This window comes from Neorhizobium galegae bv. orientalis str. HAMBI 540, assembly GCF_000731315.1.
GTDB lineage: Bacteria > Pseudomonadota > Alphaproteobacteria > Rhizobiales > Rhizobiaceae > Neorhizobium > Neorhizobium galegae.
This window is the reverse complement of the sequence record NZ_HG938354.1, coordinates 1,714,069-1,736,679: the sequence shown is the minus strand read 5'-3', so window position 1 is coordinate 1,736,679 and position 22,611 is coordinate 1,714,069. Positions and strand designations below refer to the sequence as shown.

Below are 22,611 nucleotides of genomic sequence, written 5' to 3'. Positions count from 1 at the left end.
ATAATGGCACGAAATCCCAGGATCGCATTTATCGGAGCAGGCTCGACCGTTTTCATGAAGAACATCATCGGCGACGTCCTGCAGCGCCCGGCGTTGTCGGGCGCCACCTTCGCCCTGATGGACATCAATCCGCAGCGTCTCGAAGAAAGCGCGATCGTCGTCAACAAGCTGATTTCAACACTGGGCGCCAAGGCGAAAGCCGAGACCTATTCCGACCAGCGCAAGGCGCTGACGGGTGCGGACTTCGTCGTTGTCGCCTTCCAGATCGGGGGTTACGAACCCTGCACGGTGACCGACTTCGAGATCCCCAAGAAGTTCGGCCTGCGTCAGACGATCGCCGACACGCTCGGCATCGGCGGCATCATGCGCGGCCTGCGCACCGTGCCGCATCTGTGGAAGATCTGCGAGGACATGCTCGCCGTTTGCCCCGAGGCGATCATGCTGCAATACGTCAACCCGATGGCGATCAACATCTGGGCGATTTCGGAGAAATATCCCGCGATCAAGCAGGTCGGCCTCTGCCACTCGGTGCAGGGCACGGCAATGGAATTGGCGCATGACCTCGACATTCCCTATGAGGAAATCCGCTACCGCTCGGCCGGCATCAACCACATGGCCTTCTATCTGGAGTTCGAGCATCGCCAGGCGGATGGATCCTACAAGAACCTCTATCCGGATCTGGTCCGCGCCTACCGCGAGGGCCGCGCGCCCAAGCCCGGCTGGAACCCGCGCTGCCCCAACAAGGTGCGCTACGAGATGCTGACCCGCCTCGGCTATTTCGTCACCGAGAGCTCGGAGCATTTCGCCGAGTACACGCCTTACTTCATCAAGGAAGGCCGCGAGGACCTGATCGAGAAATTCGGCATCCCTCTCGACGAATATCCGAAGCGCTGCATCGAGCAGATCGCGCGCTGGAAGGGGCAGGCGGAGGCCTATCGTTCAGCCGACAAGATCGAGGTCGCGCAGTCGAAGGAATATGCCTCGTCGATCATCAATTCGGTCTGGACGGGCGAACCCTCCGTCATTTACGGCAACGTGCGCAACAATGGCTGCATCACCTCGCTGCCCGACAATTGCGCAGCCGAGGCTCCCTGCCTGGTCGACGCGTCGGGTATCCAGCCGACCTTCATCGGCGACCTGCCGCCGCAGCTGACGGCCCTGATCCGCACCAACATCAACGTCCAGGAGTTGACGGTTCAAGCACTGATGACCGAGAACCGCGAGCACATCTATCACGCTGCAATGATGGACCCGCATACAGCGGCGGAACTCGATCTCGACCAGATCTGGGCGATGACAGACGAGCTGCTTGCCGCTCACGGCGACTGGCTGCCGGCCTGGGCCCGCACCGGCCGCAAGGTTCAGGCTGCCTGACCAACTCCCTCCCGGTCTAGCGCCTCAAGACGTCTCGCGACTTTGCCGCGGGACTTTTTGCCCTAGGAGCGGAGTATCACCACGTCTGGCGCAGCGTCGCATAGATTGCGCGACCGGGATTGTAATAATAGGCGCCGTCGTCATCGTTGGCGATATGCTTCTCGTCAAACAGATTGCTGGCATTGACCTGGAGCGTCGTGTTCTCCTGGATCTTATAGGTAAAGGCGGCATCGAAGACGATGGCGCCGTCTGATTTTCGGCTATTTGCGTTGTCGAAGTAATACGAACCCGTATAACGAGCCCCCAGCCCGAAGGTCATATCGCCGCGGCTTCCGTTGCCTTCTATCGTATAAGTGCCCCAGATCGAAGCCAGGTGCTCCGGAACCTGCGCGAAGCGCTTGCCATCGTAGGAGCCGCCGTTCTCGACGATCTTTGAGTCGATATAGGAATAGGATGCTATGAGGTTGATGTTGGCGGTCACCTCCGCCTTGGCCTCGAGATCGATACCGCGATGGCGGATCTTGTCAACCGTCGCTGGCAGGTACGTCGGAGCTTCGTAGGTCGTGATGTTCTCCATCGTCAGGTCGTAGATGGAAGCGGTGAACAGGGCGGGGAAGGCATCCGGGCGATATTTGATGCCGGCTTCATACTGCGTGCCAAGCGTAGGCTCGGTACCTGCGCTCGGAGGCGCGACGGATTCGGCATAGCTGACATAGGCCGCAAGTTCCTCGGTGAGCTTATAGCTTAGGCCGAAGCGCTTGGTGAATTCGCTGAAGTCGCCAGACGCCGAGGTGCCCGTACGCCGGTCTGTTTCTCTAAGATCAAGCCAATCGTTGCGCAGGCCGATGCTCGCCGTCAGCTTGTCGAAAAAGGTCAGATCCTGTTGCAGATAGACCGCCTTGGCCTTTTGGTCGTTTGCCACGCTATTAAAAGGCGACAGCGATCCGGGTCCGCCCGAATAGACCGGATTTTGCCAGTTTATGGCCGGTGCAGCGGTGTAGAAGCTGTCATTTTTCGACTCGAACTTGTTATATTCGACGCCGAGCAGCGTACGGCTTTCCACGTCGTTAAAATTCGTCTCGTAGAGCAGATGCGCATCGACGATGAATTGTTCGGATGACTTGTCGCTGCCGAAGTAATTTCGGTCAACCATGCCCGTGGGATCGTTAGCACCCAGCGCATCGTAGATATAGGCGTAACCAAATCCGGTATCCGACTTGCTGTAGCGCGCGTTGGCGTTGAAGGTGAGGCCATTCCCGAAATCGTGGTCGAGCATGACACTGTAGGTGTTCCTGTTCGTCGTATCGTAGTTGTAGTCCGGCTCGCCGAAGAAGCGATCCCTGTCGAGATCCGTCCCCCTCGGATGGCCCCCGCTGCTGGGTGTGCCGTCTTTGTCGAGATGATCAAAGACGAATGAGAGGCTCGTCGCAGCCGTGGGGCGCCAGGTCAGGCCGCCCATGATGAAGTTTTCGTCATCCTGCGAGTAGTCGTATTCGGCGTCCGAACGCTGCAACTTACCGGTCAGGCGGTATGAGAGGGTGTCATCCTCGGTGACGTTGTCGCCGAAGTCGAAACCGGTCTCCCTGTGGCCGAAGGAACCGCCGGTGCCATAAATCTCGCCGAAACGTTCGCTCTTCGGCCGCTTGGTGACATAATTCACCGAACCGCCGGGATCGGAAACCCCGAAGCCCGTGGAGTTGGCGCCCTTCAGTACCTCGATGCGCTCGAAGGCAAAGGGTTCTTCCCGGATCCCGCTCCAGGTTCTGCCGACGACCAGCCCGTCGCGATACGTAAAGGGCGTGAAACCGCGGATCTTGAAATAATCGTAGCGATCGTCCGAACCGTAATAGTCCGTGACCACACCCGCGGTATATTGCACGACCTGCTCAATGCTGTCGGCGCCGCGCTCCCGGACTTCCTTGGACGTGATGACGGAGACGGAGGCGGGTGTATCCAGAATATCTGCCGGCATCTTGCCGACGCCGGTCGTCTTCGTCGCAACAATCGACTTCGAATCGTTGTCGGTATCGAGGCCGGCGCCGCTGCCCTGGATGACGATCGGTGCGAGTGTCGTATCGGCGCTCGAATTTTCCTGGCCAAGCACTATGGTCGGCGTGAGGGCGACAAGCGCCGTACATGCCAGAAGGGCCGCATTCCGGTAGCGGATAAGGGCCGGTCTCGAGCGAGCGCTTGTTCTTTCGTTGTCCATATTCACGTTCCAGAAGTTGATTAGGCGAGAGATCGCCGAGACTGATGCCAGGTCTGGGGGAACCATCCCGAACGACATCCTGGTCTGGTACGCCCCCGGACCGCTACTAACTTGAGCATGATTGTCCAGTATTGTAAATTCTCCAGGCTTTGTAGGATCCCACGGGAATCTCAGTGCTCTTGTCGGTGCAGGCCTGGAGGGCGGTTGACGTGGCTCTCTTAACCTGAAAGTGAAAGTCCACTTAAGGTCTGCGGAGTTTGACGATGCTGCGGTTACTGCTTTCGGCCGTGAAAATGGCGGCGATAGGCATCTGGATTGTTGCGTTCGGCAGCGCCGGGGCAGGCGCCCGGGCTGCCGAAGGAACGACCTATCCCGTCACCATCAAGCACGCGTTTGGCACGACGATCATCGCCAAGAAGCCTGAAAGAATTGCAACCGTCGCCTGGGCAAACCATGAAGTGCCCCTGGCGCTCGGTATCGTGCCCGTCGGTTTCGCCAGGGCCAATTTCGGCGACGATGACGGCGATGGGATATTGCCCTGGGTAGCCGAAAGGCTGGCAGCGCTCCATGCCGCCAAACCGGTGCTTTTCGATGAAGGGGACGGCATCGATTTCGAGGCTGTCGCCGCCACAAGGCCCGATGTGATCCTGGCGTCTTATTCCGGCCTGAGCCAATCGGATTACGATACTTTGAGCCAGATCGCCCCGGTCGTCGCCTATCCCGAAGCGCCCTGGTCGACCGACTGGCGTGACATGATCCGCTTGAACAGCGCAGGCATGGGCATGGCTCCCGAAGGCGAGGCATTGATCGCCAGGATCGAAGCCGACATCGCCAAGGTGGTTGGCGGGCATCCTGAGCTCCGGGGTAAATCGGCGATGTTCATTACCCATCTGGATGCGACAGATTTGAGCACCGTCAACTTCTATACGACGAACGATAGCCGGGTAAGGTTCTTCGCGGATCTTGGCCTGAAGTCTCCCAGAAGCGTCGTCGAGGCTTCGAAGTCCGGGAAATTCGCAGGCTCTGTCAGCGCCGAGCGTATCGATGTCTTTGACGACGTCGATATCGTCGTCACCTATGGAAACCAGAAATTGCTCGATGCGCTGGCGGCGAACCCCTTGATGTCCAGAATGCCGGCCGTGGACAAGGGCGCTCTCGTCATGCTCGGTCGTAACCCGGTCGGCACGGCGGCAAATCCGACACCGCTTTCGATCTCATGGGTCTTGAAGGACTATGTGGATCTGCTGTCGGACGCGGCCAGAAAATCCAAATGACGGCCGGCAGCATGCGACCGTTCTCTCGGTCGGTCGTCTCTCGGCGTTCGAACCGGACCCGCGGCCTCTGGCTGGCCGGATTGGCCGTGACCCTTTCCGCCCTCTGTGCACTCTCCGTCACGGTCGGCACCCGTGAGGTGGCCTTGAGCGATATCGTCGCTGCGCTTGCGGGACGGATCGACAGCATCGGCCAGGCAGCGGTGAGCGTGCGTATCCCGAGGACGGTGCTTGCCGTGCTTGCCGGAGCCGCGCTCGGGCTTGCCGGGGCGATCATGCAGGGCGTGACCCGCAATCCGCTCGCCGATCCGGGCATTCTCGGCGTCAATATGGGGGCATCGCTGGCTGTCGTGACCGGCGTCGTCTTGTTCGATATGTCCTCCGCGCAGGGTTATGTCTGGGCTGCGATCCTCGGAGCCGGGTGTTCGGCGGTTTTCGTTTACACGATAGGATCGCTCGGGCGTGGCGGGGCAACCCCGTTGAAGCTGGCGCTTGCCGGAGCAGCAACGTCGGTTGCCTTTTCCTCCATGGTGATTGCCATGGTGTTGCCGCGAGCGGATATTGCAGGCGGCATCCGCTCCTGGCAGATCGGCGGCGTGGGCGGCGCGACCTTCGAGCGCATTGTTCCGGTGCTGCCGTTTCTTGCCGTCGGTTTCGTGGTCAGCCTTCTGTCGGCGCGAAAGCTGAATTCACTGGCTTTGGGCGATGATGTCGCGGCTGGGCTCGGCGAGCGCGTCGCGCTGGCCCGCGCCGTCGCCTCATTCGGCGCCATTCTCCTCTGTGGGGCGACAACGGCAGTCTGCGGGCCAATCGGCTTTCTGGGACTGGTCGTACCGCATGCCTGCCGTCTGCTGGTCGGGGTCGATCACCGGTGGCTGCTGCCGTTTTCCGCGCTTGGCGGCGCTTGCCTGCTGCTGGCGGCGGATGTCGTCGGGCGTATCGCCACCAGGCCTGCCGAAATCGACGTTGGAATTATCACGGCTCTCGTCGGGGCCCCATTCTTCATCTGGATTGTCAGGCGCCAGCAGGTCCGGGAACTGTGACGACACTTTCTCCAACCATCGATCTCATCGTGGAAAATCGCCGCCGGCGCACGCGCCGGCATGTTCTCGTGACAGCCATTCTGCTGGCTATCATGGTCATCCTCTTTGCGGTCACCTTGTCGCTCGGCCAGTCCTTCACGCCGCCTGGGGACGTCATGCGCGTCTTGCTCGGCGATGATGTCGCAGGCGCTGCCTTTACCGTCGGAAAGCTGCGGCTGCCGCGCTCGGTCCTTTCCGTTCTCGCGGGGCTAGCCTTTGGACTGGGCGGGGTCACGTTCCAGCTCATGCTGCGCAATCCGCTGGCCAGCCCGGACATCATTGGCATCACTTCGGGCGCAAGTGCTGCAGCCGTGTTTGCCATCGTTGTCCTGTCATTGAGCGGGGCGATCGTCTCGGTCCTGGCCGTCCTTGCGGGCCTGGGCGTGGCGCTGCTGATCTATGCACTGTCATTCCGCAACGGGGTTGCGGGGACCCGGCTGATCCTCGTCGGGATTGGCGTCTCCGCCATGCTGGAAAGCGTCGTCGCTTATATCCTCTCCAGCGCGCCAGCCTGGAACCTGCAGGAAGCAATGCGCTGGCTGACCGGCAGCGTCAACGGTGCGCAGCTCGGCCAGGCGCTTCCGCTTCTCCTAGTGCTGGCCACATTTGGCGGGCTGCTGCTCAGCCGGGGGCGCGACCTGGAAGCCCTTCGCCTGGGCGACGACATGGCTGCTGCCCTGGGGGTCAAGGTGGCAAGGGCCCGCATGCTGGTCATTGTAGCGGCAGTCGGGGTGATCGCATCCGCGACGGCGGTGACGGGGCCGATCGCCTTTGTGGCCTTCCTGTCCGGACCGATCGCCGCCCGCGTCGTCGGACGTAACGGATCGTTGCTGATACCGGCGGCGCTGATCGGAGCGATACTTGTCCTGGGCGGCGATTATGTCGGTCAGTTCCTCCTGCCAGGCCGTTATCCGGTGGGCGTGGTGACCGGAGCACTTGGCGCGCCCTATCTGATCTATCAGATCGTGCGCGCCAACCGGATGGGAGGCTCGCTATGACCGTACATTCTCTGACCGCCAGCCGGCTTTCGGCCGGTTATAACGACGCCGAGATCCTGCATGCGTTGGATCTTACGGTGCCGCCCGGCAAGATTACTGCTGTCGTCGGCGCCAATGCCTGCGGCAAGTCCACGCTCTTGCGCACCATGTCCCGGCTCATCTCGCCCAGCCAGGGGCATGTGTTGCTGGACGGAAAATCGATCCACCGTGTCCCGTCCCGGGAATTGGCCCGGACATTGGGGCTACTTCCGCAGTCGCCGATCGCCCCGGAGGGCATTACCGTCGCCGATCTCGTCAGCCGCGGGCGGCATCCGCATCAAAGCCTGTTTTCACGCTGGACGCGCAAGGACGACGAAGCCGTCGAGAGTGCGCTGACGGTGACCAGAACCGTCGAGCTCGCCGAACGGCCGGTGGACGAGCTTTCGGGTGGGCAGCGCCAACGCGTCTGGATCGCCATGGCGCTGGCGCAGCAGACGGAGGTTCTGCTGCTCGACGAACCGACGACCTTTCTCGACATCAATCACCAGGTCGAAGTTCTCGATCTGCTGACCGATCTCAACCACGCGCGGGGAACCACCGTCGTAATGGTCCTGCACGATCTCAATCTCGCGGCGCGCTATGCGGACTACCTCGTCGCGATAGCCGAGGGGCGGGTGCATGTCGCAGGCATGCCCGAGGACGTATTGACGGAAAAGAACGTGCGGCAGGTCTTTGGCCTCGAGAGCCGCGTCATTACCGATCCGACATCGGGCCGGCCGATCATGCTGCCGATCGGTCGTCATCGGATGGCGGAGGGGCAAGATCTAAAGGAGAATCGGTCATGAATGCAGTTCAGCCCCTCAAATTGTCCGGCGTTGCGCTACCAAAAGATGCCGAGCGCATGCTCGACGAAATCTGCGAGCACTTCATCGAGCATGCCGACGTGCAGCGGAGCAAGGACCACGCCCTGCTGAAGAGCAAGGACAGCACGACGAGCATTCGACTGGCAGACAGCAAGCTCCTGATCGAACTGGCCTGCGAGTCGGAAGCGGCTTTGCAATTAAATCGGACGATGATTGCGGAGCACCTGTTCTACTTTGCAGGGGAGGACCCGTTTGAATTGACCTGGTCCGAGCATTCGCTCCTCGCGGTGCTGCCGAATATCCACGAGGTGACGGTCGTCTCGGCGGAGGATGTCAGCCCTCACATGCGGCGGGTGAAGTTTGCCTGCGCCGATATCGCACCATTCGTCGGTGGCGACATGCACGTCCGCCTTCTAGTTCCCCCGAAGGGCAGGCCGCCGGTCTGGCCGGGAATCCGCCAAGATGGGCGCGTCGCCTGGCCCGAGGGAGAAGACGAACTTCTGGTTCGCATTTACACGATCCGCGCCGTCGATATCGAACGCCGGGAATTGTGGGTCGACTTCCTGCAGCATCCATCCTCCCCTGTCGCGACACCAGGAGCCGACTTCGCCCGCGACGTACAGCCCGGAGAAAAAGTAGCGCTGCTCGGGCCGGGAGGAGGAAGCCTTCCGGCGGCACAGTCCATTCTTCTGGTCGGCGACGAAAGTGCTCTTCCCGCCATCGCCCGAATTGCGGCCGAGGTGGCGCCGGGTACCCGGATGCAGGCTATCATCGAAGTGCTGGATGAAGCGGAAGAACAGCCGCTTCCGTCAGCGGGTTCATTGGATGTCCGCTGGCTGCATCGGCGGAGTTATCCTGCCGGAGCGAAAGGTATTCTTGCGGAGGAAGTCAGGAAAGCGGTCGCCTCCATCGAGGACGGTACCTTCGTCTGGGTCGCCTGCGAAAAAGAGGACGTGCGCTCCATCCGCGCCTTCCTGAAAAGCCGCAGGCACGACAAAAAGATGATGTATGTGGCCTGGTACTGGGAACAACATTCCGCCTGATGCTTTGTGGGGCGGGCGAGCCTTTCGAAAGCCGTCCGGCATACCGTCGGTGGCCCTCTTGAGGCTTGTCCGCCGCAATCTATATGATCTTGTTCAAGGGGTTCCACTGCAAAGGTTGAACATGACAGAACGGTTCGAAGAGGCGGAGTTTGTCGACCCTCCGCGTATCTCGAGCGGCGTGGCCGGTCTCGACACCATCCTCGATGGCGGCCTCGATGAAAACCGGCTTTACCTGTACGAGGGCCGGCCTGGGACGGGCAAGACGACGATAGCCCTGCAATTCCTGCTGGAGGGGGTCCGCCAGGGAGAGCGGGTGCTCTACATTACCCTTTCCGAAACAGAACGGGAGCTGCAGCTTGTCGCCTCCCGCCACGGCTGGTCGCTCAAGGGGCTGGAGGTTTTTGAACTCGTCCCTCCGGAAACCACGCTCGATCCCGACCGCGAGCTGACGGTCTTTCATCCGGCGGAAATGGAGCTCAACGAGACGACCAAGCTCATTCTCGATCGCGTCTCCGAGCTCAATCCAAAGCGCGTGGTCATTGACAGCCTTTCCGAATTGCGCCTCCTTGCTCACAGTCCCCTGCGTTACCGGCGCCAGGTCCTGGCGCTGAAGCACTTCTTCACCAGCCGACAGTGCACGGTCATTCTTCTTGATGATCTCTCGTCTCAACAGAACGACCTGCAACTCCATTCGATTTCGCATGGGGTCGTGCTGCTAGAGCAGGTTGCCATCGACTTTGGCGCCGAACGCCGACGCATGCGGGTCGTTAAGATGCGTGGCATCAAGTTCCGCGGCGGCTATCATGATTTTACGATCGAGAAGGGCGGCCTGCACATTTTTCCGCGCCTCATCGCCGCGGAGCATCATCAGTCCTTCGACGACGAGTTCACCTCCAGCGGGAACAAGGAAATCGACGACATGCTGGGCGGCGGGCTCGAGCGGGGTACGAACGCGCTGTTCCTGGGAGCCGCTGGGGTGGGAAAGTCATCCCTTGCCCTGACCTACGCTTTGGCGGCAGCGAACCGCGGCGAGCACGCCGTCATTTATGCTTTCGACGAGGGGCGTGGAACGCTGCAGGCGCGGGCCAGGAATTTGGGCTTCGATCTCCAAACCCACCTGGACAGCGGGTTGATCCGGTTGCAGCAGATCGATCCTGCTGAACTATCTCCAGGGGAGTTTACCGCCAACGTCCAGAAAAGCGTGGAGGTCGACGGCGCGCGCGTCGTCGTCATCGACAGTTTGAACGGCTACATGAATGCGATGCCGGACGAGCGTTTTCTGGTCCTGCAGATGCACGAACTGCTGACCTACCTTGGCCAGCGTGGCGTACTGACCATCCTTGTCCTCGCACAGCATGGGCTCGTGGGGCCGCTCGAGGCTCCGCTCGACCTGAGCTATCTCAGCGATTCCGTCATCATGCTGCGGTATTTCGAAGTGCAGGGCACCGTGCGCCGAGCGATATCCGTCGTGAAAAAGCGAAGCGGCAGGCACGAGCACAGCGTGCGCGAGTTCAGGCTGTCCGACAATGGCATCAAACTCGGGCCGCCGACGCTCGAGTTCACCGGCGTGCTGGCCGGCTCGCCGTATTTTTCAGCCGCTCCTGTAACGAGTTCAGCAGACGGAAATGATGGCGCCAGGTGAAGACCAACCAGAACCCGTTATTGTCTTTGCTCCGGTCGGCAGAGATGCGGCCGCCTCAGTCGGCTTGCTCAATCGAAGCGGCATCGCGGCAAAGGCCTGTAACGATCTTCAAAACCTCACGGGAGCACTGCAGACCGGCGCTGCAGCCGCATTTATTGCCGAAGAGGCCCTGTTCGGAAAAGATGCGAGTTTGCTCTTCAAATGGGTTGCCGACCAGCCGCCATGGTCGGATCTTCCTTTTATCCTGCTGACCAGCCGCCAGGAGCAGACCGGCATCGAGGCATGGCGGCAGAAACTGATCGACTCTTTGCGCAATGTGTCCCTTCTGGAACGCCCAATCCAGGCCCTGACCCTTGTCAGCACGATCCAATCGGCGCTTCGCGCGCGAGCCCGACAGTTGGAATTGCGTACGCTGCTGGAAGAGCGCGAGCAGGCCGCCCAGGAACTGGAGAAGCAGGTCATCGTGCGCACCCAGGAACTCAAAGCAGCAAACGAGGCCCTGCGCGACCAGATGACGGTGCGGGCGCATGTGGAGGAGAAGCTTCGGCAAGCCCAGAAGATCGAAGCGATCGGCCAATTGACTGGGGGCGTCGCTCACGACTTCAACAATCTGCTGATGGTGATTTCCGGAGGACTGGAAATGCTCGACCGCCAGACGGACCCGGCCAGGCGAAAACGCTTGATGGACGGGATGCGCCAAGCCGCCGAACGCGGATCGGGCCTGACACGGCAGCTTCTGGCTTTTTCCCGCCGGCAGGAACTCCGGCCGCAGACAGTCGATCTCGCCCGCCAGATCGGGGGGATGCGCGAACTGCTCGACCGCAGTCTGAGGGGCGATGTCCATGTCACCCTCGAGTTCTCACCCGATCTGTGGCCCGTCGAGGTTGATGCAAGCGAGCTGGAACTTGTTGTTCTCAATCTTGCAGTCAACGCCCGCGACGCGATGCCCAAAGGGGGCACGATCGAAATCCGCGCGGAAAACGTTCCTGTCTCGGATCAAGCCGGCCCCGCCAAGGACTTCGTCCGCCTTTCCGTCAGCGACAACGGCTCCGGAATGACCCGAGAGGTGCAGGCGCGCGTGTTCGAGCCCTTCTTTACCACCAAGGACATTGGCAAGGGATCCGGCCTTGGCCTTGCGCAGGTGCACGGTTTCGTCCAGGAGTCGGGCGGGAAGATAAAGATCGAAAGCGAAATCGGCCGGGGAACGAAAATAATCCTCTTGTTGCCGCGTTCTTCGAAGCAGCCTGGACCGGATCAGCACAATCTGGTCGATCTGCACGTCGCGCGGCGACGCCCGGCTTCGGCGGGCAGCATCCTGCTGGTTGAAGACGACGACGAAGTCGCGGCTCTTGTCAGTGAAATGCTGGATGATCTCGGATTTCAGGTCGTCCGTGCCGCGACGGCCGCTGCTGCTCTCGGCGCGCTTGCGAACGGGCGGCGGGTCGACCTGGTATTTTCCGATATCATGATGCCTGGAGGAATGAACGGCGTGGAATTGGCCAAGGAAATTCGAGCTCGCCGCACGGACCTGCCGATCCTGTTGACGAGTGGATATTCCGAAGTCGCCAAACAGGCGGCAGACGCGCAAGGCATCAAGATCCTACGCAAACCCTACCAGCTTGCCGAACTGTCAGAGGCTCTTAAAGGAGCAATATTCAAGAAGGACATCAATTGACGCCGCCAGACCGCAGATTGACAGACCATGCGGGTGGAGTTTTTCGTTCGGCCGAGCAAGGTGCGTTCGGCGGCATACTTTTGCCGGCGCCGAATCTATCATTCTTCTCGCTAAACTAGAAGGAAGCACAACCGGGAATAACAAATCCTTTAATTATTTCTCCTAGGATCACGGAGTTGGAGGGGTAGATGAAGGATTTTCTGGAAAGCAAAGCCGGCAGGCAGCTGGCGCAAGTGACGGCAGTCGCGATGGTCTTGCTCATCGGCTGTATAGCCTATGACGACCTGCTGCTGGGGCTGGTTCAGTCGATCAGTGCGGGAAAAGCCCATCTCATCATCATCGTACTCATCGTCGCAGGGCTTGCGAGCTTTGCCTATTCGGTGCTGCGCATTCTCGATATGCGCAGTGAAATGATGAATCGCCGGAAGGCATTCGATGAGGCTGACCATATCGCCACGCACGATCATCTGACGAAGCATCCCAACCGCTATGCGTTCGACAGGTTCGTCCTTTCGCACCCCGATGAAAGGCTGCAGGAGACAGGTGAGGATATCGAGCGGCAGACCGCAACGGTGTTTTCGATAGATCTCGATGGCTTCAAGAAGGTCAATGACCTTCTCGGCCATCAGGGGGGCGACGTCCTGCTGAAGGAAGTGTCGCGGCGCGTCTGCGCATTGGCTGAATACGAATGTGTCTTCCGCTTTGGCGGCGACGAGTTCGTCGCCGTGGCTCGCAATCTCTTGCCGGAAAAGGAGGAGCTCTTCGCGCAGCTGCTCATCCACTCTGTTTCCCGGCCGGTCCGCATCGGCACCCTGTTGACGCAAGTCGGTGCCAGCGTCGGTTATGCGCGCCTGCCGGACCACGGCAACTCGCTTGAGGAAGTCTGCCATCGGTCGGACGTCGCGCTGTACGAGGCGAAGAGCCGGGGTCACAATCAATATTCCCTGTTCCAGCCTGAAATGCAGGAAAAGGTCTCTGAGCGTGCCAAACTCGAAGGCGACCTTCGCCGGGCCATCGACGAGAGCAAGATCGAACCCTTCTACCAGCCGCTGATCAATCTCAGGACAGGTGAACTCTGCGGTTTCGAAGCGCTTGCCCGGTGGAACAAGGACGGCGTATTCGTCTCGCCGCAACACTTCATTGCCGTGGCCGAAGAGACCGGCCTCATTACCACGCTCTTCGAGCAGCTTCTGTCGAAAGCCTGCCGCGATGCGCAGCTTTGGCCGGGAGCATTGTCGCTCTCCTTCAATGTCTCGCCTGTCCAGATGGAAGACAGGCTGCTCGCAAGCCGTGTTCTCCACATCCTGCAGCAGACTGGCCTACAGTCGTCCAGGCTGGAAATCGAGATCACCGAAAACGCTCTGATCGACGACCCGGACCTTGCCGCCGCGACGATCGAGCAATTCCACGCCGCCGGCATCCAGGTGGCGCTCGATGATTTTGGAACCGGATATTCAAGCCTGGCGCAGTTGGCGCGCTTCAAGTTCGACAAGATCAAGATCGACAAGAGCTTTGTGTCGAGCTTTACCCATAACGACAAGAACGCCAAAATCATTGACGCGGTGCTTGGCTTAGGTCGCAGTCTCAACCTCAAAACCACTGTCGAAGGGATCGAGGAGAACGCCCAGCTCGCCTATTTCCTTGGCCAGGGCTGCGATATCGGGCAGGGCTATATCTTCGGCAAGGCAATGCCTCAATCGGAAGTGATCGGCTTCGTCAATAACCGCAAACGAGCATTAAGCGCCTGAGCGAGTCTGCCCGGGAAGAGACCAACGAAAGGCCCTGGCCGAGAAGTATTGGCGGTGTCGCCCTCCTCGCGGCCAGGAGATTTAATGTGACGCGGGAGCTATACGGCTGCCCGCGCCTCCGGCTCAAGCTGTGAGCGAAGCACGAAGCCGTTCTGCGGGCGCTTGAGACCGAGGTTCTCGCGCAGGGTCGTTCCTTCGTATTCATGCCGGAAAAGGCCGCGTTTGCGCAGGATCGGCACGACCTGGTCGACAAAGTCCGTCAATCCGGCGGGCAGGATCGGTGGCATGATATTGAAGGCGTCGGCAGCGCCATTCTCGAACCATTCCTGCATCGCGTCGGCAATCTGTTCCGGCGTGCCGATCACCGTGCGATGGCCGCGGGCGGTCGCGACGGCCAGATAGAACTGGCGCAGCGTCAGATTGTTTCGCGATACCAGATCGGTGACCAGCTTAAGCCGGCTCTTGTTGAGTTCCGTATCCTGCGGCAGGGGTGGAGCGGGGTCGTCCAGCGAATAACCGGAAAGGTCGACGCCCTTGTAGTGGCGGGCGAGGATGTTCCAGGCGATCGACGGATGAACGAGCGACTGGATATAGTCGTAGTTCTCCTGGGCTTGCCTTTCGGTGCCGCCGAGAACGGGGAATATGCCGGGACTGATCAACAGGTCGTCCTGGCTGCGTCCATAGCGGGCAAGCCGCCCCTTGACGTCGGAATAGAATTCCTGGGCGTCCTCGATCGTCTGGTTGGCAGTGAAGATCATCTCGGCGGTCCGGGCGGCCAGCTCGCGGCCGGGTTCCGATGCGCCGGCCTGGACGATCACCGGATAGCCCTGCACGGGACGGCCGACATTGAGTGGACCGGTGACCGAGAAGAACTGGCCCTTGTGGTCGACGAGATGCACCTTGTCCGGGTCGAGATAGACGCCGCTTTCCTTGTCGCGGATAAAGGCATCGTCCTCGTAGCTATCCCACAGCCCTTTCACCAGATCGACGAATTCCTCGGCGCGGGCGTAGCGGTCGGCATGGGCGGGATGGCCCGGGATGGAGAAGTTCTTGGAAACGTCCGCGCCCGTCGTCACCACATTCCAGGCCGCCCGGCCATTGGAGATATAGTCGAGCGAGGCGAATTTGCGGGCGAGAAGATAAGGATCCTCGTAGGTGGTGGATGCGGTGGCGACGAAGCCGATATGGCTCGTGGTCTGCGACAGCGCGGCCCACAGGGTCACCGGTTCGAAATGGGCACCCTGCGAGGAACGCCGAAGCGCCTCCGGGTCCTTGGCGCGCTCCCAGCCGGCCGGGCTGTCGGCTACGAAGACCAGATCGAACTTGCCCCGTTCCGCCGTCTGCGCCAGTTCGCGGTAGTGATCGATATTCAGTCCCGCGTCAGCCTGCGAAGTCGGATGGCGCCAGGCTGCCACATGATGGCCCGTCGCCATGATGAAGGCTCCTAGCCGCATTTGTCTCTTCTGTTTACTCATTGACGTGTCCCCCGTTCGAGGCGTTGAGATTGAGCTGACCCTTGCTGGTCATGATGACAAGTTCCGTTGGATTTCAGGCGGCTCGCCGTCCGGGAGTTTCCACCCCGAGGCGGCTTAAAAGCTGGGTGCGGATCTTTGCAAAGCGCGGATCGCCATGATCGCGAGGCGTCGGCAGATCGATCCGCAGGTCCTCGATCAGATGACCCTCGTCGAGAACCAGTATCCGGTCGGCGAGCGAGATTGCCTCGTCGACGTCATGGGTGACGAGCAACACGGCCGGCCGATGTCTTGCGCACAATTCCCGCAGCAGGTCGTGCATCTTCAGCCGGGTCAGTGCGTCGAGAGCACCGAACGGCTCGTCGGCCAGAAGCAGGGACGGCTGGCGGACCAGCGAGCGTGCAAGCGCGACCCTCTGCTGCTCGCCGCCCGAAAGCTGGTTTGGCCAGGCTGCTTCGCGCCCCTCGAGCCCTACCTCGGCCAAGGCCTTTCTGCCTGCTTCCTGCCCGGCTGGGCCCGGCAGGCCGAGGGTGACGTTCTGGATCACGGTGCGCCAGGGCAGAAGACGTGCATCCTGGAAAACCACCGAAAGGTTTTCCGGAGTTTCAAGCGTGCCGGTTCCCTGGACGTCGTGATCGAGGCCGGCAAGCGCCTTGAGGAAGGTGCTTTTGCCGGAGCCGCTCCTGCCGAGCAGGGCAACGAATTCCCCTTCTGCGATATCGAGATCGACGCGATCCAGGATCGTCTTGGTGGCGAACCGGCGCATGAGGTTGCGGACATGCACGGCTCTGGATGCAGACTTCAGTTGGCTAGAGTGCGGCGCCATGAGAGGACCCTCCGTTCGAGCAGGCGGACGAGACCGTCCGAGACGAGGCCGAGCATCACGTAGACGACCAGGCCGACGAGGATGACATCGGTTTGCCCATAGTTGCGGGCGAGGTCGATCATGTAGCCGAGCCCGCTGGTGGCGTTGATCTGCTCGACCACGACAAGCGAAACCCAGCAGAGAGTGACGGCAAACCGCAGGCCCAGCAGAAATCCGGGCAATGCGCCGGGCAGCACCACCTGGAAGATGAAATCCTTCTGGCTCATGCGCAGGGTTTCGGCCAGTTCGACGTAGCGGCTGTCGATACCGCGTAGCGCATTATGGGTGTGAATGTAGATGGGTATGATAACGGCAAGGGCGATCGTCGTGACCTTCATGCCTTCGCCGATGCCGAACCACAGGATCAGCAGCGGGATCAGAGCCAGCGTCGGGATGGCGCGCTTGATCTGGACGGGGCCGTCGATCAGTGCTTCGCCAATCCGGGAAAGACCGGCGGTGACGGCAAGGATCGTGCCGATGACGAGGCCGATGCTGAGCCCAAGCAGGGCGCGTGTCGCCGACGTCACGAAATTGTCCTGCAGCCGGCCCTGTTCGATCAGCCTTCCAAAAGCCTCGACCACCGTCCAGGGCGCAGAGAGTATGCGCGGATCGATCCATCCGAGAGCCGAGCCGGCCACCCATAGCAGCACCAGCAATGCCGGCCCGATTTGAAGCCCGAATGGTATCGCCGGTCCCGGCCCCAGTCTCCGGCGGCTCCGGGACGTGCGGGGCCTTGCCACGGCCGGAACGGTATGCGCGCTTTCACGGCTGGACGGCCGGGATGATTTCACCTCATCCGCATCCCAAATGGTTGCCATGTTTCGGATCTCCTTTTGAACGATGCAGGGGGATTACTGGCTCTTCGCCAAGGCGGCGGAAGCGGTTTTCTCAAAGCGGTTGTCGAAGATCTTTTCCACGTCGAACGGCTTGTAGCCGAGCTCCGCCGCCAGCAGGTTGATCGTCTCCTGGTGGCGCTTTTTCACCTCGCTCCAATCTCCTGAAACAACCTGCTCCCCGGTCAGCTTGACCAGATATTCGCCGTCATCCTGGCTCAGACCCTGCTGGCCGACATAATATTCCTTGATCCAGATCTCCGGGTTCTTGTTCACCCACTCGGTGGCGCGTGCCCAAAGTCCGACATATTCGGCAAGAGCCGCCGCCTTTGCCGGATCGTCCAGCACCCATTGCGGTGCATAGAGATGGCCCGGATCATCGCGCAGTCCGTGTTCGACGAGCGTCGCTCCATCGCCGCCGTACTGGGCGATATAGCGCCTTATATAGACGCCCCCGAGCGGCGCGACATCGACCTGCTTGCTGGCCAGCGCCTTCGGATAGACATCGCCGGTGCTCGGCAGTTCGACCAGGGTGACGTCGCTTTTCTTGAGGCCCGCGGCATGGAGGGCGCGCAGAACGAGTGCTCCCTGGGCCTGGCCGGGGCTGAAGGCGATGCGCTTGCCGCGGAAATCGGCCAGCGTCTTGATGCCAGCGCCGGGCGCCACCCCGAAACGATAGATGGGATTGGCAATCGGGTCGCGGCGTTCGCGATAGGCGATGTTGCGAACCGGCAGATTGTTCCAGTTGGCGAAGATCGAAGGGATTTCGGCCACCGACCCGACGTCGAGCGCCTTGGCGCGGAATGCTTCCGAGGTCTGCGGGCCGCCGCTGATATTGGCCCATTTGACTTCGAACGACAGTTCCTTGATTAATCCGGAGACTTCCAGCGCCTTCTGCGTCACCGGATCGCCGATCGTCAAGACCGTTCCGGGCGGCACCTTCGGAAGAAGGGGCGCGTTCGTCTGGGCCGCGACCACCCCGCTCATGGTGCCGAAGGCAAGCAGGCCGAGCAGCGCCGTTCTCACAGTTTTTACCAATGTCATCGTTGATCTTCCCCTCATCGGTTGCAGGACGCGAACGTCGATGCACGGAAGGGTGGGATATTTTCTATAAAAGAAATAGACTATTTAATTTAAGAATGCGCCGGATAGTGAAATATCATCCCAACATGTCGACCATCGACACGAGAACCGGCGACCCGATGCGACACCCGATTTTCTTGCTCGGACACTCCAGCGCCTGCTCGCTGATAGGCCAAAACACCGGCACGTCACGGGGACGACGATGAACCTCCACGCCGCAACTCGTTGTCTTCAGAACGACGCCTTGTCCAGCGACTGGATTTCTCGCAGGCGCCAGGCGCGCGGCGTTTCGCCCGTCTGCTTCAGGAAAAAACGCGAGAAATAGGCGGGATCGGCAAAGCCGAGACGATGACCGACTTCCTTTACGGATGCGAGCGAGAAGACGAGCTCACGCTTCGACTCTTCGATCAGCTTGGCGGCGACCAGATCGTGCGCCGTACAGCCCGCCATCGACCGGACGATGCGGTTGAGATGGGTCAGCGAGATGCCGAGTTCGTCCGCGTAAAAGGACATCGGCTTATGCGAACGGAAGTGCTGCCGGATCAGGCCGCCCAGCATCTCCATCCGCCGTTCGCCTTCGTTCGCCGGGAGCTGGTTGATGTCATCGGCGCGAGAGATGCGCGCTGTCAGCCTCAGCGCGAGCTTCACATAGGTGGCCACAAGCTCATTGCGCCCGCTGTTGCGATGGTCGAATTCCTCGCCAATTCGTTTCACCGTTTGCATCACGTAGGCAGCATCGGCGTTCGACGGGTCGAGCGGGGTGAGGTGCGGTGTGGCGAGCCATTCGCCGAAGCGGCTGCGCTCCCCCGGCGGATGGTCCAGATGAGAACTCAGGATCGTGACGACCAACCCCTCGATATCGCGGGAGAACCGGAAGCCATGGTTGAGGGCAGGGGGAACAGTGATGATCGACGGCGGGCGGATGACATGCGTCTCGGTGTCGAAGGTCGCGTCGCCCGATCCCGCCTCGATGTACAGTATCTGAAAGAATGACTCATGCCGATGCAGGCGGATTTCCCATTGGTGGCGGCTGCTTCTCGCCTTGATGGTTTCGCAATGCAGCCAAAAATCATGCCGCTTGCCCGGATCCTCTCCGTATAGCTGATAGGTCGGTATGTGCCTGTTCATCGGATGCCTCCGGCCGTAATGTTCGTTTTGTCCAATTTTTTGGCTTGAATGTCCATTGCCGCCAATGCGGAAGCCGAGCACAATTTGCCAAAACAAAAACATTCGGGAGGAGACGCATGAGAACGCAGGTCGCCATTATCGGCTCCGGACCGTCGGGTCTCTTGCTCGGCCAGCTTCTGACGGAAGCGGGTGTCGACAACATCATTCTCGATCGTGTCGGCAAGGAGTACATCCTCGGCCGCGTTCGCGCCGGCGTGTTGGAGGAAGGCACGGTCGGGTTGATCGACCAGGCCGGGGCCGGTGCCCGGCTGCGCGCCGAAGGTCTGCCGCACGAAGGTTTTTCGCTCGCCTTCGACGGGCGCGACCACCGGATCGATCTCTACGGACTGACTGGCGGCAAGCGCGTCATGGTCTACGGCCAGACTGAAGTGACCCGCGACCTGATGGAACGTCGCGAGGCAAGCGGAGCCCGGACGATCTACGAAGCCGCCAAAGTCACGCCCCATGATTTTGACACTCGCTTACCCTTCGTCACCTACGAAAAAGACGGCAGCACGCATCGCATGGACTGCGATTTCATCGCCGGCTGCGATGGTTCTCATGGCCCCAGCCGCAACGCCGTGCCGAAAAGCGCAATCCGCGTTTTCGAGAAGATCTATCCGTTCGGCTGGCTGGGCATCCTGGCAGAGGTCGCGCCGGTCAACCATGAACTGATCTATGCCAACCATCCACGGGGTTTCGCGCTCTGTTCGATGCGCTCGGCGACCCGCAGCCGCTACTATCTCCAGTGCGCGCTCGACGAGAAGATCGAGGACTGGAGCGATGACCGGTTTTGGGACGAACTTCGCCGCCGCCTGCCGGCGCATCATGCGGAAGCGCTGATCACCGCGCCGTCCTTCGAGAAGTCGATCGCACCGCTGCGTTCGTTCGTTGCCGAACCGATGCGGTTCGGCCACCTGTTCCTCGTTGGCGACGCAGCCCATATCGTGCCGCCGACAGGAGCCAAGGGGCTGAACCTTGCTGCAAGCGACGTGCATTACCTCTTCGACGGGCTGCGGGAACACTATTTGGACCATTCCGATGCCGGTATCGACGCTTATTCCGAAAGGGCATTGGCCCGCGTCTGGAAGGCGGTGCGCTTCTCCTGGTGGATGACGACAATGATGCATCGTTTCCCCGATACGAGCGAATTCGACCAGAGGATCCAGGAAGCCGAGCTGGATTATCTGACGCATTCGCGTGCAGCCTCGACGGCGCTTGCGGAGAACTATGTGGGCCTGCCTTTCTGAGGACGCACTCCACAAAATCGGCGATCAAGAGGCTTTGGTTTTTCGTGGCAGGCCTGTTATTTTTTTCGGATTCCCTCTTGAATCGAAAATCGCTCAAAACCAGATCATTTTCGTCGGCAGCCTAAAAGGGGCCGATCGAACCGGAGGCGCAGGTTTCCGACGCGTCTCCATTCCATGTTGCTTTAAAGGATATGGCTATGAGAAACGAACTTGATTTCGCACCACTCTACCGGTCCAGCATCGGCTTCGACCGCATCTTCAATCTCCTGAACAATGCGCAGCGCCTGCAGGCTATCGATACTTGGCCGCCCTACGACATCGTCAAAACCGGAGAAGACGACTATCGCATCCAGATGGCCGTCGCGGGTTTTGCCGAGGGCGACCTTGACATCACCCAGGAGCGCAACGTTCTCGTGGTAAAGGGGCAGAAAGCCGAGGAGAAGGACGGCGAATACTTGCACCGCGGTATTGCCGGACGGCTATTCGAACGCCGCTTCGAGCTTGCCGACCACGTCAGGGTCGAGAACGCCTCGTTGACGAACGGCCTTCTCTCGATCGCGCTGAAGCGCGAAGTGCCGGAGGCCATGAAACCGCGCAGGATTGCGATTGGAGACAGCTCCTTTCAACCGGCGCCTCTTCAGATCAAGGCCGAGCGTCAGGTGGCTTGAGAACGTCTCGATGAAGTTTCCGACAAAGCCGTTCACGGTTCAGATCAAAAAACGTCGAGGCATCAAGTCGAAGGACGCTCGAAAGGGCATGTTCTCGAAGCTGCTGGACAAGGACCGTCCCGAAACGGCGGTTCCGGCAGCACGATCCTGAAGCGATCTCTTCGACGCAAAAAGGGGCCGGCCTGTCGGGCCGGTCCTGAATCCGGCTTCGACCATTCTCGAATACATCCTGGATCAAGGATCATTCCGGCTTACATGCTCAGGCGCTTACCACTTCCGGCGTCGAAAAGATGCAGCGCAGAGGTGGTGCTGCCTCGGACATGCATGACATCGCCCACACTCATTTCCTGGTCGCGAGGAAACTCTACGGCCAGCATCCTCGTGTGCCCGACCTCAATATAGCCATAGGTCTGGCTGCCGAGCTTCTCGGCCACCATCAATTCGCCGCTGAACCAGGCCTGCTCGGCCGGACATTGCGTCAGGTCTTCCGGCCTTATCCCGAGGACGATGTCCTCGGCGCCATGGCATGGCAATTCAAGTCCGTCCAGCTTAACGGTTCTTCCAAGCACTCGAGCCTCGCCTCCCGATCTGGAGAGCTTGGCGGGGATGGTGTTCATGGTCGGACTGCCGATGAAGCGGGCAACGAACAGGCTCGACGGCTTGTGATAGAGATCGAGCGGCTTGCCGACCTGCTCGACCACGCCCCCGTTCATCACCACGATCCGGTCCGCAAGCGTCATGGCCTCCACCTGGTCATGGGTCACGTAAACGGTGGTCGCCTTCATGCGGCGATGGAGCTTTGCAATTTCGAGGCGCATCTCCACGCGCAGGGCGGCGTCGAGGTTGGAAAGAGGCTCATCGAAGAGAAAAGCCGCAGGCTCGCGGACGATCGCGCGTCCCATTGCGACGCGCTGGCGTTGTCCGCCAGATAGTTGTGCAGGGCGCCGGTCGAGGTAGTCCTGGATCTTCAGGATGTCCGCCGCCTGATTGACGCGATTGTCGATATCAGGCTGCTCGCCGCCGCGCATCTTCAGGCCGAAAGACATGTTTTCCCGCACGCTCATATGGGGATAGAGCGCGTAGTCCTGAAACACCATGGCAATGTTACGCTCGGCCGGCGGTAGCAGGTTCACAGTCCGGCCTCCGATATCGAGTTCACCGCCGGAGATCTCCTCCAGCCCGGCAATCATGCGCAGCAGGGTCGATTTTCCGCAGCCGGAAGGACCGACGAGGACCAGGAATTCGCCGCTTTCTATTTCGATGTCGATGTCGTGGATGACCCGCAGAGCACCATAGGATTTCTGGATTTTCTTCAATGCAATGCCGGCCACGTTTTTCCTCCTCCACACGACTTTCGCGCTTGACGCCAATTATCGATATCAATATCAA

19 protein-coding genes are annotated in these 22,611 nt (G+C 60.4%); 12 read left to right on the top strand and 7 right to left on the bottom strand.

From position 1 onward, the window contains the following. Positions 1-3 precede the first annotated feature (3 nt). Positions 4-1,374 carry an alpha-glucosidase/alpha-galactosidase gene (gene melA, locus RG540_RS30715; protein WP_041366153.1) on the top strand — a complete coding sequence of 457 codons (1,371 nt, stop codon included), beginning with the start codon at positions 4-6 and terminating at the stop codon, positions 1,372-1,374. 76 nt (positions 1,375-1,450) lie between these two features. Here the strand turns inward: melA and RG540_RS30710 are convergent, their stop codons facing one another. Continuing rightward, positions 1,451-3,583, bottom strand: a complete 2,133-nt coding sequence (locus tag RG540_RS30710; protein ID WP_041366152.1) for a TonB-dependent siderophore receptor — start codon at positions 3,581-3,583, stop codon at positions 1,451-1,453. Positions 3,584-3,876: 293 nt separating this feature from the next. Here RG540_RS30710 and RG540_RS30705 point away from each other — a divergent pair, with 293 nt between their 5' ends. The 8 genes from RG540_RS30705 (at position 3,877) to RG540_RS30670 (ending at position 13,884) form a co-directional block, all read left to right on the top strand. Further along, positions 3,877-4,857 carry an iron-siderophore ABC transporter substrate-binding protein gene (locus RG540_RS30705; RefSeq protein WP_157884729.1) on the top strand — a complete coding sequence of 327 codons (981 nt, stop codon included), beginning with the start codon at positions 3,877-3,879 and terminating at the stop codon, positions 4,855-4,857. Further along, positions 4,854-5,897: a FecCD family ABC transporter permease gene (locus RG540_RS30700; protein ID WP_041366150.1), complete on the top strand. Its 1,044-nt coding sequence runs from the start codon at positions 4,854-4,856 to the stop codon at positions 5,895-5,897. Before RG540_RS30705 ends, RG540_RS30700 begins: the two co-directional genes overlap by 4 nt. Continuing rightward, complete coding sequence (locus RG540_RS30695; protein WP_041366149.1) at positions 5,894-6,934, top strand: FecCD family ABC transporter permease; 1,041 nt, start codon at positions 5,894-5,896, stop codon at positions 6,932-6,934. Before RG540_RS30700 ends, RG540_RS30695 begins: the two co-directional genes overlap by 4 nt. Next, entirely contained in the window at positions 6,931-7,758 is an 828-nt protein-coding gene (locus RG540_RS30690) for an ABC transporter ATP-binding protein (protein ID WP_041366148.1), read from the top strand. The genes RG540_RS30695 and RG540_RS30690 overlap by 4 nt, the downstream gene beginning before the upstream one ends. Beyond that, entirely contained in the window at positions 7,755-8,819 is a 1,065-nt protein-coding gene (locus RG540_RS30685) for a DUF2218 domain-containing protein (protein WP_041366147.1), read from the top strand. The genes RG540_RS30690 and RG540_RS30685 overlap by 4 nt, the downstream gene beginning before the upstream one ends. A 121-nt stretch (positions 8,820-8,940) precedes the next feature. After that, positions 8,941-10,461 carry an ATPase domain-containing protein gene (locus RG540_RS30680; protein ID WP_051909923.1) on the top strand — a complete coding sequence of 507 codons (1,521 nt, stop codon included), beginning with the start codon at positions 8,941-8,943 and terminating at the stop codon, positions 10,459-10,461. Continuing rightward, positions 10,445-12,136, top strand: a complete 1,692-nt coding sequence (locus RG540_RS30675) for an ATP-binding protein (RefSeq protein ID WP_407668953.1) — start codon at positions 10,445-10,447, stop codon at positions 12,134-12,136. Before RG540_RS30680 ends, RG540_RS30675 begins: the two co-directional genes overlap by 17 nt. 188 nt (positions 12,137-12,324) lie before the next feature. Beyond that, positions 12,325-13,884, top strand: a complete 1,560-nt coding sequence (locus tag RG540_RS30670) for a putative bifunctional diguanylate cyclase/phosphodiesterase (protein ID WP_041366145.1) — start codon at positions 12,325-12,327, stop codon at positions 13,882-13,884. 98 nt (positions 13,885-13,982) lie between these two features. Here the strand turns inward: RG540_RS30670 and RG540_RS30665 are convergent, their stop codons facing one another. The 5 genes from RG540_RS30665 to RG540_RS30645 all read right to left on the bottom strand — a co-directional run bounded on the left by RG540_RS30665 (position 13,983) and on the right by RG540_RS30645 (position 19,265). Beyond that, positions 13,983-15,359 carry an LLM class flavin-dependent oxidoreductase gene (locus tag RG540_RS30665; protein ID WP_041366144.1) on the bottom strand — a complete coding sequence of 459 codons (1,377 nt, stop codon included), beginning with the start codon at positions 15,357-15,359 and terminating at the stop codon, positions 13,983-13,985. Between the two features lie 73 nt (positions 15,360-15,432). Then, the gene (locus RG540_RS30660) at positions 15,433-16,182 is read right to left on the bottom strand and encodes an ABC transporter ATP-binding protein (protein ID WP_041366143.1); all 750 of its coding nucleotides are present in this window, start codon (positions 16,180-16,182) and stop codon (positions 15,433-15,435) included. Then, positions 16,158-17,039, bottom strand: coding sequence for an ABC transporter permease (locus RG540_RS30655; protein ID WP_041366142.1), 882 nt, complete (start codon positions 17,037-17,039; stop codon positions 16,158-16,160). Before RG540_RS30655 ends, RG540_RS30660 begins: the two co-directional genes overlap by 25 nt. Before the next feature lie 33 nt (positions 17,040-17,072). Continuing rightward, positions 17,073-18,098 carry an ABC transporter substrate-binding protein gene (locus RG540_RS30650; protein ID WP_041366141.1) on the bottom strand — a complete coding sequence of 342 codons (1,026 nt, stop codon included), beginning with the start codon at positions 18,096-18,098 and terminating at the stop codon, positions 17,073-17,075. Between the two features lie 270 nt (positions 18,099-18,368). Then, positions 18,369-19,265: a helix-turn-helix domain-containing protein gene (locus RG540_RS30645; RefSeq protein ID WP_041366140.1), complete on the bottom strand. Its 897-nt coding sequence runs from the start codon at positions 19,263-19,265 to the stop codon at positions 18,369-18,371. Positions 19,266-19,381: 116 nt separating this feature from the next. On the opposite strand from RG540_RS30645, the gene pobA reads away from it, so the two are divergent. The 3 genes from pobA to RG540_RS32960 all read left to right on the top strand — a co-directional run bounded on the left by pobA (position 19,382) and on the right by RG540_RS32960 (position 21,373). Further along, on the top strand, positions 19,382-20,554 hold the full coding sequence (gene pobA, locus RG540_RS30640) for a 4-hydroxybenzoate 3-monooxygenase (RefSeq protein ID WP_041366139.1): 1,173 nt from the start codon (positions 19,382-19,384) through the stop codon (positions 20,552-20,554). Between the two features lie 197 nt (positions 20,555-20,751). Further along, complete coding sequence (locus tag RG540_RS30635; protein WP_041366138.1) at positions 20,752-21,222, top strand: Hsp20 family protein; 471 nt, start codon at positions 20,752-20,754, stop codon at positions 21,220-21,222. 10 nt (positions 21,223-21,232) lie between these two features. Further along, entirely contained in the window at positions 21,233-21,373 is a 141-nt protein-coding gene (locus tag RG540_RS32960; protein ID WP_167551701.1) for a hypothetical protein, read from the top strand. A gap of 100 nt (positions 21,374-21,473) precedes the next feature. Here RG540_RS32960 and RG540_RS30630 read toward each other — a convergent pair whose 3' ends face one another. Continuing rightward, positions 21,474-22,553 carry an ABC transporter ATP-binding protein gene (locus tag RG540_RS30630; RefSeq protein ID WP_041366137.1) on the bottom strand — a complete coding sequence of 360 codons (1,080 nt, stop codon included), beginning with the start codon at positions 22,551-22,553 and terminating at the stop codon, positions 21,474-21,476. Positions 22,554-22,611: the final 58 nt, after the last annotated feature.